The sequence below is a fragment of the Sphingopyxis sp. H115 genome (assembly GCF_001468465.1).
GTDB lineage: Bacteria > Pseudomonadota > Alphaproteobacteria > Sphingomonadales > Sphingomonadaceae > Sphingopyxis.
This window is the reverse complement of sequence record NZ_LNSA01000007.1, coordinates 116,793-129,748: the sequence shown is the minus strand read 5'-3', so window position 1 is coordinate 129,748 and position 12,956 is coordinate 116,793. Positions and strand designations below refer to the sequence as shown.

The 12,956-nt window shown below is 63.0% G+C and carries 10 protein-coding genes and 1 pseudogene; 5 read left to right on the top strand and 6 right to left on the bottom strand.

All coding sequences use genetic code 11. The features are described from left to right. Positions 1-50: 50 nt before the first annotated feature. Both ATE71_RS07415 and ATE71_RS07410 read left to right on the top strand, forming a co-directional pair. Complete coding sequence (locus tag ATE71_RS07415) at positions 51-269, top strand: hypothetical protein (RefSeq protein ID WP_058802801.1); 219 nt, start codon at positions 51-53, stop codon at positions 267-269. Positions 270-834: 565 nt separating this feature from the next. Next, positions 835-3,561, top strand: a complete 2,727-nt coding sequence (locus ATE71_RS07410; protein WP_152998673.1) for a CHAT domain-containing protein — start codon at positions 835-837, stop codon at positions 3,559-3,561. Positions 3,562-3,577: 16 nt separating this feature from the next. Here the strand turns inward: ATE71_RS07410 and ATE71_RS07405 are convergent, their stop codons facing one another. From ATE71_RS07405 to ATE71_RS07380, 6 genes and pseudogenes are all read right to left on the bottom strand, one after another. Then, positions 3,578-4,468 carry a hypothetical protein gene (locus tag ATE71_RS07405; RefSeq protein WP_058802799.1) on the bottom strand — a complete coding sequence of 297 codons (891 nt, stop codon included), beginning with the start codon at positions 4,466-4,468 and terminating at the stop codon, positions 3,578-3,580. Next, complete coding sequence (locus tag ATE71_RS07400; RefSeq protein ID WP_152998672.1) at positions 4,417-5,820, bottom strand: CHASE2 domain-containing protein; 1,404 nt, start codon at positions 5,818-5,820, stop codon at positions 4,417-4,419. Before ATE71_RS07400 ends, ATE71_RS07405 begins: the two co-directional genes overlap by 52 nt. A gap of 52 nt (positions 5,821-5,872) precedes the next feature. Then, on the bottom strand, positions 5,873-6,145 hold the full coding sequence (locus ATE71_RS23155) for a DUF6961 family protein (protein ID WP_414892623.1): 273 nt from the start codon (positions 6,143-6,145) through the stop codon (positions 5,873-5,875). A 151-nt stretch (positions 6,146-6,296) separates the two neighbouring features. After that, a pseudogene (locus tag ATE71_RS21640) lies at positions 6,297-6,653 on the bottom strand (DUF3363 domain-containing protein); the annotation flags it as partial. Positions 6,654-7,072: 419 nt separating this feature from the next. Further along, positions 7,073-8,155 (bottom strand): flavin reductase, encoded by a 1,083-nt coding sequence (locus ATE71_RS07385; RefSeq protein WP_058802796.1) that lies wholly within the window; start codon positions 8,153-8,155, stop codon positions 7,073-7,075. Positions 8,156-8,267: 112 nt separating this feature from the next. Beyond that, positions 8,268-9,248, bottom strand: a complete 981-nt coding sequence (locus ATE71_RS07380) for an NAD(P)H-dependent flavin oxidoreductase (RefSeq protein WP_058802795.1) — start codon at positions 9,246-9,248, stop codon at positions 8,268-8,270. 121 nt (positions 9,249-9,369) lie between these two features. On the opposite strand from ATE71_RS07380, the gene ATE71_RS07375 reads away from it, so the two are divergent. The 3 genes from ATE71_RS07375 (at position 9,370) to ATE71_RS07365 (ending at position 12,955) form a co-directional block, all read left to right on the top strand. Continuing rightward, complete coding sequence (locus tag ATE71_RS07375; RefSeq protein WP_058802794.1) at positions 9,370-10,551, top strand: acyl-CoA dehydrogenase family protein; 1,182 nt, start codon at positions 9,370-9,372, stop codon at positions 10,549-10,551. A 107-nt stretch (positions 10,552-10,658) separates the two neighbouring features. After that, positions 10,659-11,753: an acyl-CoA dehydrogenase family protein gene (locus tag ATE71_RS07370; protein WP_058802793.1), complete on the top strand. Its 1,095-nt coding sequence runs from the start codon at positions 10,659-10,661 to the stop codon at positions 11,751-11,753. Next, complete coding sequence (locus ATE71_RS07365; RefSeq protein ID WP_058802792.1) at positions 11,750-12,955, top strand: acyl-CoA dehydrogenase family protein; 1,206 nt, start codon at positions 11,750-11,752, stop codon at positions 12,953-12,955. Before ATE71_RS07370 ends, ATE71_RS07365 begins: the two co-directional genes overlap by 4 nt. The last annotated feature ends 1 nt before the right edge of the window (position 12,956 follow it).

Genomic DNA, 12,956 nt, shown 5'->3' with positions numbered 1-12,956 from the left:
GCGCGAAACTGTCGCTATCCGTCGGCTATGCACTGCGCGACGGGCGCGGCGTGACCAAGAATGACGCGCAAGCGCTAGAGATGTTCAAGCGCGCCGCCGACCACGGCGAGATCGAAGGGGCGGTGCAGGCGGCCGCAATGTATCGCGCTGGCCGCGGGACGACGAGCGGCGGGGCCGAAGTTCCGAACGCCTATGCCTATGAGCAGAAAGCCGAAGCGATGCGAAAGCTGACCCCCGCGGTGGCCGAGCTCGTCCGCCGCGGGCATTAGGATAAGTTCGATTGATCCGGCCCCACTCCGGGAGCCCGGGGCCGCCGATGGCGCCATATGAAGTTCGGTGGCGCAATGCGAATGACCGGCATATTTTCGTTTCTGAGGCTCTGAATTTGGTGCCTAGGCGGCTTCGACAAATTCCAGCCTAGCTGAGCGCTGCAATCGCGGTTTCTGTTTCGCAGTGCGTTGGCGGCCTGCTGTCGTCTGCAACAATCGCTCTCGCTTCGGCGACAGCCTCATCGGCAAAGGCAAAATTGTCGCCTATCGTCAGGCAATCGGCGGTGTAGTCTGCCGCGAGAAAAGGCAGTTGGTCCGAAAGCGTCCCTTCAAGGAGCGTGCGTGCATGATCACGGATGGGCCGTCCGGCGCGCGCTGCATGACGCTTGCATCAGCAGCCCGCTTCAGCAACATTTCTATCGTAATCCTGTCGGCTGTGCCCGGCGCATGATCGGTTCATCCTGACGCTGAAACGAGCGGAGCTTCCCCTAGCTAGACGACCCCTCGGTAGACGATTTTCTTGCCTATAAGAAATTCAGGCAAAGAATATTCTGGAGACGAGAAAGTGAACAAATTCATTGCCTTTTGTGCTTTGACGTGTTGTGCGTTATTGGGAGCAAAAAGCAGCGCCGAAGCTGTCGAGACCTCGCTATACCTCGAGCGATTTGGCCCGGCACTCTGCCTGTCATCGGCTAAGCCATATCTCTCTGAGCCAGCCCGGATTGCGCCGCATCCCGCGCCTGGGGCGCTCGAACAGAAGCGGATTGATGGTGCCATCGCCCTGACCGCACTTGCCGAATTTGGCGGCAGCGAGGCTGTGGAGCGAGCGGCATGGACGCGAGCAATCGAACTGGCCGATGATTTTCCGGGCGGCGAGTTTCAAACCTATGCCAAGGCCTGCATGATGGCGCGCCGCTATCTGGCGAGCAAGTTCGCGCAGCCGGGCGAGCGCGACGAATTGCTGGCGTTCTTGAAGAAAAGCCCGATCACTAACCGCGCGCTGGCGCTGGTCGTGCAGGACGCCGCCGTCTCGCAGCGCACCGGACAGGAGGCTTTTGTCGCGCTGGCCGGTGAGCGCGTCGACCGCAACCTCGGCTGGATCGACGACCAACTCGACCTCCTTTATGCGGTGATCGCTTACCGCATCCATCGCGATCCGGCCTGGCGCGCTGATCCATTGCAGCCTGCCAACGAACTGCTGCCCATCCGCGAGCGGTTCCGCACGACAGTCCCGCAGGCATTAGCCGAACTCAACGCGCGGATCTTCATGCACTCGGCGCTTGCCAGCCTGCCTGATCCGGAAACCGCTGACCCCGGCCCATGGGCCAAGCGGATGGGCGTGCTATGGCTGGAAATGCGTGAACAGGGCGCGGTCGATTCGAAGGATCCGGCCATCGCCAGTCTGTTACGAGCATTGCTGGGCGTCGCTCAGAACGAATGGCTACTTACCCTGGCCAACAAGCCCGGTACGCCCGACAGCTATAAGCTATTCGAGCGCGACGTGGCGCAGATGGGACCACAGCCATCACGCACAGTGCTGACGCCCGACCTCGCCACGCATAGCCGGATGCTGTGGTTTCTGCGTAGCGACCGCAGAATCAATGCGCTGAATACGCACTTTGTCATCGCTGTCGCGAGCTTCAAGAATTTCGATCCGGCGCGCGTTGGTCAAGGGATTCGCGACGTAATCACGCATAAGGCGCTTTTCGATTTCCCAAATGCCCTCGAAGGCAATCGCCCTACGCCGCACGACTGGCGATGGAATGCCGAAAAGCGTCAGGCCGTCGGCGGAATACTAGACCGGGTCGCCGCGGTAGAACGCGTCCGGCCAACCGACCGGGCACGTCTTGCCGGTGCCGTCGTGCCATTACTGCAGTTCGGCACACCGAGCATCACCCCATATATCGACGCGAAGGCGCAGCTCGATAGCGGAGCGATACCGGCGGCGAACGCGAAACTATATCGCGGTCCCATCAACCAGATGCTGCAATATGCCACAGCGCTTCGTCAGTTTGCGCTGGCGATGCCGACACGAACGACGAGCAGGCCCGATGCGGAGAAGCTCTCCGCGGCCATTATCGCCACCACCCAGTTGTTCGGCCCGGCTCGCGAGGTTACTTACGACCGGATCGAAAGGCAGGCGCCCGGCCTCAAGGCTTTTCTCGCCGTGCCGCCGGTGTCGCTCGAACGGATGCGCCAGCAATTGCGTGACGACGAGGCGGTCGTCGTTTTTTATCCATCGGGCAAACACAGCTACGCAATCTCATATGCGCGAGACCGGACCTGTTTCGAATTCAACGACATCTCTGAGGATCAGGTCGATGCGGCGGTTGCCAGGATTCGCGCGTCGATGGATAGCTATCGTGAGAATGTCAGTGCGGCATTTCCGTTGTCCGATGCGCAGCTGCTTTATCACGCCAGCTTCGGCCAAGTCAGCGCCTGTACGGCGGGAAAGCGGAACCTGATCTATGCCGCGTTCGGCAATGCATCGCGGCTGCCGCCGGCGCTATTGCATGATGGCAATGGCTTTCTCGCGGAGAGTCGGGCGCTTTCGGTGGCCATCTCAATGGAGCAGCTCGAGCATTTGCGCGCAGCGCGCACGCGGCAGCCGGGCGGCGCCATGCTGGGCATAGGCGGGGCGCTGCTCGAAAATGACGAACTCGACCGCGGCCGGCCCAATCTGGCTAGCTTTCAGAGCGCGCCGACCGCGAAGCTCTATGGCATGCCGCAGTTCCTGCGGTCGGTCGCAGAGGGTTTCCCGGCGCACAGCGACCTGCTGCTGGGGCGCGAACAGGCGACGACAAAGGCCTTTCTGGCCAAGACTGCAAACCGGCGGCTGCTGGTTTTCGGCACGCATGGCGTCACCAGCGAGGACGGAGTTGAGATCGATCCCTATCTGGTGCTTGCGCCCGATGGCGCCAATAATGGACAGCTTTCCGCCAGCATCGTGCGGCAACTCGATCTCGGCGCCACCCGCACGGTCGTGCTGGCTGCCTGCGACACGGCAGGAGCCAGCGGCGCAATCGGCGCGGACGCCTTTTCGGGGCTGGTGACTGCTTTCAATTCCGCAGGCGTCGACAATGTCGTCGCATCGCACTGGAAGGTACTGGAAACGACGACCACCGACCTGCTTGCACCGGCCCTGCGCAAGGCGGAAGCGGGAACCGGGCTGGCGGAAGCGCTGCGCGAGCAGCAAGTAAGATCGATACGATCGAGCGATCCTGCGGTGCGGCACCCCGCCTATTGGGCACCCTATGTCGTGATCGGCGATGGCAAGGTTTCACTTGAATGAGGATGGGCGAGAAGGTTCAGCCGTCGCAGCGGCGAAAGCTTTCGAGAGTTTCGATGGTGCCGCCGCTGGCGAGGTAGTTGAGCAATGCCTTGCGGTCCTCCGAGGGTGGTAGGCCGATCAGTTCCTTTATCGCCTGGACTCGCCATTTGCCTTTATCGTCGCCAGCCAGCAGCAGGGCCTCGATCAAGGTTGAGGGTGTGCCCGTCCTTGGCGGGGCCTCGTTCGTCAGGCTAAGCGGATAAGTGGTCAGTGCGGCACCGTGCGGGCTGCGGACCGTGACGAAATAGTCTCCGGCCGCAAGATTCGATAGGTCGGGCGCCCAGAAGCCATTCGCGAGGGCATCGGTCCGGAGAACACGGCCTCCCGCCGACGCGAGTTCGACGGTGAGAGGAGTTTCGCGGGTATCCACGGGCAGGCGGAGAGGCAGACCGTCAAGCAGCAGACTTTGCGGATACGAACCGGCCAGTGCCGGGACCGCTCCTTCGTGCGAGACATCGGCGGGGCGGCAGGCCTTTCCCGCGCCCGTTGCCGGGCCTTGGCTGCTCCCACTGCGCTGCTGTATTGCGAAGACGTCGACCAACTGGGCCCATGCGCGCTGCCAGCGTGAGCGACTGTCAGCAGGCACGGTCGCGCGCGTGATCTTTTGGACCTTGCCGGACCGGACATCGCGGACGGTGACAGTATCGGTATCGCCAGCAATCTGGAGCGCACTCAGCTGTTCGACTGTCGAGCCGATGATGACCCGGTATTTCGCTCGATCATCGACCTCGTAAACGATGGCCGTGACCGGCGAGATCGCTTCGACCCGATAGGGCGCCGCCGCCGCTGGCAAGGGCGCAGCGCACAGCCCGCAGGTCAGCGCGATAAGCCGGACGCACTTGCGTCGCGGATCGAATGATAGAGCCATTCCACCCCCTCCACGAGATAATAGGCCAATATGCAAAGCAGCGTCACGAGGCCTGCTTCCTGCGCTATCCCTGATGCCTGCCAAGCCGCCATTGGCGTATAGGTCGAAAACAGCCAGGGCAAGGGGCGCATGAGCAGCGCGCTGAGCGTGATGGTTGCCGCCACGGCCAACAATTCGTTGCCGATCCGGCCCTTGATCGCGTGAAGTAGCGAAGCGCAACCCAGCGCGATTAGCGCCACCATCGCGGTCCATAGCCATGTCGGAAATTGCGCCATCGAATAGATCAGGCTGCGCTGTGCGACCGCATAGGCCAGCAGTTCCGAACCGGGGCGCTCTTCGCCACTGCCTTCGGTCGGATGCTTATCGCTTTCGCTGCGTGAATTTCCGATGATCCAGACACGGCGAGATGCATTGGCCACTGGCTGCCCTTCCAGTATCTCTTCGGGTGTAGCGGCTACGAACAGGTTCTGGCCCAAGCTTTTTAGCCCCGTAAAGCGCGCATCGGCGACGAACGGTACACCCGCGGCGCGCAACGGTTGATCCGGCTCGCCGGAAAAGACATGATGGCGACCGGTGAGTAGGGTCGGGACCGAAGGCAACAGTGTGCCATCGCTGCCGCGGACCGCGCCCCAATAGCGGCCAACCATGCCCGCATCGCCCGTCAGCACGAAGCTGGCAAACTGGATATGGTCAGGTTCCAGATCGTCCAGATAGGTGGGCACAAGCAGGGGTCGACGCTCGCCATCGGGCGGACGGGCGGGGTCACGCACCGCGACGACCGGGATTTGCTGTTCCGAAATCGCGGTTCTGAGGGCGGCATCGCCAGCGGATGGGTAGGCATGAGGCGGCGAGAGCGCGATATCAATGACGATCGCGCTGGCCCGGTATCGGCCGGCCGCGGCAATGAGCCTTGCCATGCAGGCAGCGGAAGATCGCCGCGCGACTGGATCGACCGCGCACCTGCCCGTGCCTTGTGCCATGTCGATGAACAGCACGGGCCGCATATGGGCCTCGCCGAGCGGCGGGGTGATGAACTTGAAGAGGATGTCATCGACATTTTTCAGCGCGCCGAGGCTGGGGGCAAACCCCAAGCTCCACAAGAGGATGCAGGCCAGCGAGACCTTGATATGGCGCGGAAGGCCGAGGCAGGCCCTGATCGCACGACTGTTCGGCAATCGGCGAGCCCATGTCGCCAGAGCTGATCCGAACCGCCGCAATTTGCGCCTGTACAGTCGCGCGCGCGCGCGCCTCCCGAATTTTGCTCGATTTCCCTCCATTGCAGGAATTGTTAAGCCTTGTTGGACGCTGCCGCAACAAAGTCTCCACTTTGCTGCTGTGTCGTTCGGTGCCATTCTCCGGCAACGGCCGCTTTGTTTACACCGTGCCTGTCTAGGGCGGAGGGCTTTACTCGGAGGAGGGCTCGACGCTTATCTGCGCGCATGAGTCTTGGGCTTTTTGCCTCGGCGGCATGCGAGTTGTCCGACTACTGAGGCGGTAACGTATGGCCCCTTGTAGTTGATCGAATCTATCGGCGATGGCCCGCCAACGCCCGACGCCCAAGATGTCGCCCGTCATGGCCAAGGTATGCACCCGCTCGGCGATGAACTCTGGCGCGCGCTCCCCGTGCTTCTTCTCGACGTGGAGCGCGCAGGCCCACAGTTCATACTCGGGCGACATCACTCGCAACCGATGCCGTCGCCATCGCGATCGAGCCGCGGCGCATATGTTCGCGCCCATCGCGCGCGATCGGTTTCGAAACATCATCGGCGAACCGGTGAAGGAAGCGCAGCGTGTTGAGCAGATTGCGCCGCTCGCTATCGAATATACTTGGAACCGGGGGTAGCTGGGCGAGGTCAAGCACCTTGAGGTCGCGGGTCGGACGGAAGGTGCCGACGGACGCGACCTGGCCTGCGTGCAAGGCGGGGTCGAAGTTTTCGGCCCACGCTGTGTCAGCATCGAAGGCGCCATAGAACATCGGGATGCCGGTGGGGCTCATTCGATTGGACTGGGTCGCGAAATGCGGTGGCGGTGTGCGCCCCAAACTCCAGTTGATCTCGCTTTTGCCCATGATGCCTGCAACGGGCTGCCCAATTCGGCGTTGAAGCAGTGGCTGCCAGGGCACAAGAGTAGAATCATGGGCCCGTTCGATCAGGGCGTATCGCCCGCTGGTTAAATCGAGGGCCATGGCGCAGCACGAAGTTTGCGCTGTGTCCGAAATCCCGGAAAAGTCGGGCCACAAGCGAAGCGCACTGTCCAAGCGGGTGTCGCGAACGGCAGGTTTCAGCCAGATGCTTTGTGCTCGCTTACGATCGACATCAGGCGCAATCCCGACCCGACTATTTCACTGCTTTATCGTTTGTCGGCCACCGACCCTCTTTGCAATCTCGATCTGGCTATGGCGTTGCATCGAAAAGGATCGACAAGAATCGGATAAAATGGCATAAAGTTTCTACGGACTGAATCATGGATTCAGGCGCACGGGGAGCCTCGTGTGGGACCCGAATTCCGCAGCAAGTATTTGAAAAAAAACATATCAAATACATGCGGTTAGGATCGTAAAACCTCCCGCTCCGCCATTTCCTTAGGCCCGCGCCTCCGGCGAAGTCAGGCGAAGTGCAAACGCCGGTACTTCCCGCGAAAATAGAGCAGAGGATCGCGGTGCGGTTCGAACTGCGCGCGCACGACGCGTCCGACGAGGATGAAATGATCGCCGGCTTCGTGCAGCGATTCATGCTGGCATTCGAATGAAACGAGCGAGCTGCCGAGCAGCGGCACACCGGTTTGTCCCGGCGCCCATGGCTGGCCCGCGAAGCGGTCCTCGCCCTTCGCCGCGAACCGGTTAGATGCCGGTTGCTGGCCGATCTGAAGGACGTTGACGCCGAAATGCCCGGCTTCGCGAAGCGCGGGCGCGGTGCCCGCCGTGTTGGCAATGCACACGAGAAGCAACGGCGGGTCAAGCGATACCGAGGTAAAGCTGTTGGCGGTCAGACCAACGGGCGCGCCGTTGGCATCTAGAGCCGTCACGATCGTGATGCCTGTCGCGAAACAGCCCATCGCGTCGCGCAGCGTGCGCGGATCGGACCCTGCCTTGAACTCCATCGCCTCGCGCGGCTGACGGCGTTCGAGGAATTCGAGCAGTTGCCCGAGCAGTGCTTCCTTGCGGTCGGAGGCGAGTTCGAGGTCACATTCGTTGATGTCGGCGCTCTCGCCGAACGGCAGCGCGGCGTTGAACGCGTCGCTCACCGCGCTGCCCTGGGCAGGCGCGAAGCCGCCACGCACGACGAGGGTTGGTAGCGCCAGTCGCGCCGCGACGCCGCTTTCGATTGCATCCTGATCGACCGGCATGTCGACTACCACAAGGCCTGCGGCGAGATGCGCGCCGTCGAGCCCCAGCGCGCGCGTAGCGATCCAGCTGCCCCGTCCTGCCGCAACGACGACCGGGCGCGATCCCATCTGGGCGAGCACCGCGCGCAGATCCTCGATATGCGACGCGAGTTCATCGTCGTCCCGAAGGTCGAGATTCACCACGCGGCGGCCCGATAAGACCAGGGCTTCGGCCACCTCGCGCCATGCCGCGCGGCCCTGCCCGATCTCGGGCACCAGCAGCACCGCGGGGTCATTTTCGTCACCGAGCATGTCGGCCGCCAGCACGACGCCGCCGAAACCCTTATATTCGATGTGGCTCAAACATCCCCCTTGCCGCGCCGGCGGGCGCGGACGCCGGCGGGCTTCGATGCGATCAAATTGCGAAGAATCGGATCATATCGAAAGCCGCTGCGGCGCGCCAGCGCCCAGGGCATCAGCCGCGCATCGACGCCAGCCGTTTGTCGACGATCGCATCGGCGTCGGCGATGATCCGGTCGATCAGTTCCTTGCAGGTCGGAATATCGTGGATCAGCCCCTGCACCATGCCCGCCCAGAACACACCCTTGCTAAGGTCACCGGTCTCGAGCAGTTCGCGCCCCGCCTTGCCGTTCACCAGTTCGGCGACGTCGGCGAAGGTGGCGTCGGGCTGTGCCAGACGGCGCACCACTTCTTCGCTCACCGCGCTCTTGCCGACGCGCGCGGTATTCTTGAGGCTGCGGAAGATCAGGAAACTGCCGCGCTCGTCATTGTCGATATAGGCCTGCTTCACATTGTCGTGGATCGGCGCTTCCTTCGTGGCGCAAAAGCGCGTGCCCATGTTGATCCCCTCAGCGCCGAGCGACAGCGCCGCGACGAGGCCGCGCCCGTCGCCGAAGCCGCCGCTCGCCAGCATCGGAATCTGCACTTTGTCGGCGGCGGCGGGGATCAAGATCAGCCCGGGAATATCGTCTTCGCCCGGATGGCCCGCGCATTCGAAACCGTCGATCGAGATGATGTCGCAGCCCGCGCGCTCGGCCGACAGCGCATGGCGCACCGCAGTGCATTTGTGGAGGATGGTGACGCCGTGGGGCTTCAGCATCTCCCAAATCTCGCGCACCGCCTGCGTTCCCGCAGTTTCGACGATCTTGACCCCGCCGTCGATGATCGCCTGCGCATAGGCCTTGTAGTCGGGTGCGTTGATCGTCGGGAAAACGGTCATGTTCACACCGAACGGCTTGTCGGTCATCGCGCGGCACCGCTCGATTTCGGCACGGAGGGCTTCGGGCGTCGGCTGGGTAAGCGCCGTCAATATACCAAGGCCGCCGGCGTTCGACACCGCGCTCGCAAGCTCGGCATAGCCGACGCTCTGCATTCCGCCCTGAACGATCGGATGTTCGATACCCAGCATTTCGGTAATGCGTGTCTTGAAAGCCATCTCGATCCCTCCTGCGTGTTCATGCCCTTACGGCATCTTCGTTCCGGTCCATGAAATAACTTGACGCTTACGTCAACGTCGGGTTGACTAGGAAAATAGTTAGATAGCGAAGGGAATCGGGATGGCAGCGCACGAAGGCATATCGGATCGGGCGCGCGCCATTGCGGAAAAGGTCGAAACCTTCGTTCGCGAAAAGATCATTCCCTATGAAGCCGATTCGCGCCGCGACCATCACGGCGCGCCGACCGACGAGTTGGTGATGGAGATGCGCGACCATGCACGCGCCGCGGGTGTGCTCACCCCGCATATCCTGTCCGACGGCAGCCACCTCAACCAGCGCGGGACCGCCGTCGTGCTGATCAAGAGCGGCCTCTCCCCGCTTGGCCCCCTCGCGTGCAACACGATGGCGCCCGACGAGGGCAATATGTACCTGCTCGGCAAGGAGGGGAGCCCCGAACTCAAGGAACGGTTTCTGAAGCCGATGGTCGAGGGCAGCGTCCGTTCGGCCTTCTTCATGACCGAGCCCGCCGATGAGGGCGGCGCGGGATCCGACCCGTCGATGATGAAGACGACCTGCCATCTCGACGGCAATCATTGGGTGGTAAACGGCCGCAAGACCTTCATCACCGGCGCCCAGGGCGCGCGCGTCGGCATCGTGATGGCAAAGGCGGACGAAGGCGCGTGCATGTTCCTTATCGACCTGCCCGATCCAGCGATCCGTATCGACGAGGTGCCGAACACGATCGACAGCTCGATGCCCGGCGGTCATGCGACGCTGACGATCGACAATCTGCGCGTTCCCGCCGACCAGATGCTTGGGCAGGCCGGCGAAGGCTTCCGCTACGCGCAGGTGCGCCTCTCCCCTGCCCGCCTGTCACACTGCATGCGCTGGCTCGGCTGCTGCATTCGCGCGCACGAGATCGCGACCGACTATGCCAACCGCCGCGAGGCGTTCGGCAAGCCGCTGATCGAGCATGAGGGCGTCGGCTTCATGCTCGCCGAGAATATGATCGACCTGAAACAGGCCGAACTGATGATCGATTGGTGCGCGGGCGTGCTCGACACCGGATCGCTCGGCACGGTCGAGAGCTCAATGGCGAAGGTCGCGGTGTCCGAGGCGCTGATGCGCATCGCCGATCGCTGCGTCCAGGTGATGGGCGGTACCGGGGTCACCGACCGGACGATCGTCGAGCAGGTGTTCCGCGAGGTGCGCGCCTTCCGCATCTACGACGGCCCGACCGAGGTTCACAAATGGAGCCTCGCGAAGAAGATCAAGCGCGACTGGAAAGCCGGGCGCGCCTGACGGGGACGACAGTTGACGGTCATCGAACCGTAGCGTCAAAACGCTTGACGTTTACGTTAACGTCGGGATGATGGCCGGAAATATACGAGGGAAGAGGAACCGAGCCGATGTCGATCTTGTACGACGAAGGGCAGCAGGCGATCGCGACCGAATCGCGCCGTGCGCTCGAAGCGCGGGTGAGCAAGGAAGACCTGCTGCCGCTGCTCCAAACCAGCGGCCAATATCATGACGGATTCTGGACCACTGCGAAGGAGCAAGGCTGGACTGCGCTCGCGCTTCCCGAGGCCTATGGTGGCCTCGACCTCGGCCTCGTCGAGCTGGGGCTGATCGCGCATCAGGCCGGGCGGACGCTCAGCGGCGCGCCCTTTCTCACCTCGAGTTTCGGCGCGGCCAAGGCGATCGAGATTTACGGCAGCGACGCGCAAAAGGCGCGCTGGCTTCCGGGCCTCGCGAGCGGTGAAACGATCGGCGCTATCGCATTTGCGTCGGGACCGGATGCCCTGCCCGCGACACCGTCGGTGACATGGAAGGCCGATCGGGTCGAAGGGACCGCTCCGGGCGTATCGGGCGGACTGTTCGCCGATGTCGCCATCCTTTTCGCGCAGGACAGTGGAACCCGCACGCTGCTGATCGTCGATCTCGCCGGTATTGAGCGCAGGGCCGTCGACAGCTTCGACAACAGCCGCTGCATTGCCGACCTGCTGTTCGCGGGGACTCCGGCAGAAGCGCTCGTCACCGGCGACGCCGCGCGCGCGGCCGCGCTCCATGTCCTTTCGCTGCAAGCAGTCGTTACCGCGCACGAACAGACCGGCGGCGCCGAGGCCCTGATGGAGATCGCGCGCGATTATGCGCTGACGCGCAAGGCGTTCGGCCAGCCGATCGGCGCCTTCCAGTCGATCAAGCATCGCATCGCCGAACTGTACGGCCTCGTCGAACTCGCGCGCGCCAATGCGATCCACGCAGCCGCGTGCGAAGGACAGGATGATTTCGTCACGGCCGCCGCCGCCGCGCGCCTGTCGGCGACCGAAGCGTACGACACCGCAGCGCGCGATTGCATACAAATCCATGGCGGGATCGGCGTGACGTGGGAAATCGGCCTGCACCTCCACATGCGCCGCGCGCGAACGCTCGCGCTCGAACAGGGGAGCAGCTTCTTCTGGGAAGATATCCTCGTCGACCGCCTCGCAGGAGATGCCGCATGACCGACCTCGAAAGCTATCGCGCCAAGGCCGCGGCATGGTGCGAATCCATGGTTCCCACATTCGGGAAGGCGGCGCGCAAGGGGCTCAGCGTCGAGAAGGATCTCGCGCTCGGCCGCCGCTATCAGAAGGCGAAGTTCGACGCGGGCTTTGCCGGCATCAACTGGCCGGTCGAATATGGCGGCCAAGGCCTCGGCCATATCGAGAAGATCACCTTCGAAGCCGAGGAAATGAAGCACGGCTTCCCCAACGTCTATTTCGGCATTTCACTCGGTATGCCGGTGCCCGTGCTGATGCAATTCGGGTCCGATCGCGAGTTCGTGAAAGAACGCGTGGTCAAGGCGCTGAAAGGCGAGGAAATCTGGTGCCAACTCTTCTCCGAACCGTCGGGCGGCACCGACCTTGCGGGGCTGCGTACGCGCGCCGAGACCGACGGCAACGGGTGGAAAATCAACGGGCAAAAGGTCTGGACGAGCTGGGCGCAGTATAGCGATTATGGCGTCATCGTCGTGCGAACCGACCCGACCGTCGCGAAGCATAAGGGTCTCACTTACTTCTGGGTCGACATGAAGGCGCCGGGGGTCACCGTGCGTCCGATCAAGCTCGCGGGCGGCGACAGCCACGTCAACGAAGTCTTCTTCGACGATGTGAAGGTAAGCGACGATCATCGCATGTCGCCAGTTGGCGGCGGCTTCGCGGTCGCGCTCGCGACGCTGATGATCGAACGCTATGTCGCGACCGACAGCGCGGGTTTCGGGCCGCACCTCGACCTCTTCGTCGATCTCGCCAAAGAGGTGCGGCTGAACGGTCGCCCCGCGATCGAGGATGGCCGTATCCGTCAGCAGATCGCGCGCAACCATGCGATGCGCGCCGGGCTCGATTCGATCAATCGCCGTGCGCGGCTGATGATGCAGGCAGGCATGACTCCGGGGCCCGAAGGCTCGCTCAACAAGCTCGTCGCGGTGCGCTCACGTCAGAAGCTGTCCGAACTCGCGCTCGACCTGCAAGGCACCGACGCTTTCCTGTTCGACGAACATGCCTCGCCCAAGGACGATTGGGCATCGAGCTGGATCAACGCGCCGACGGGCCGCATCGCGGGCGGGTCGGACGAGACGTTGCTCAACACGATCGCCGAACGCATCCTCGGCCTGCCGCAGGACCACCGCCCTGACAAGGGCGTCCCCTTCAACCAGATTCCCGCCTGAG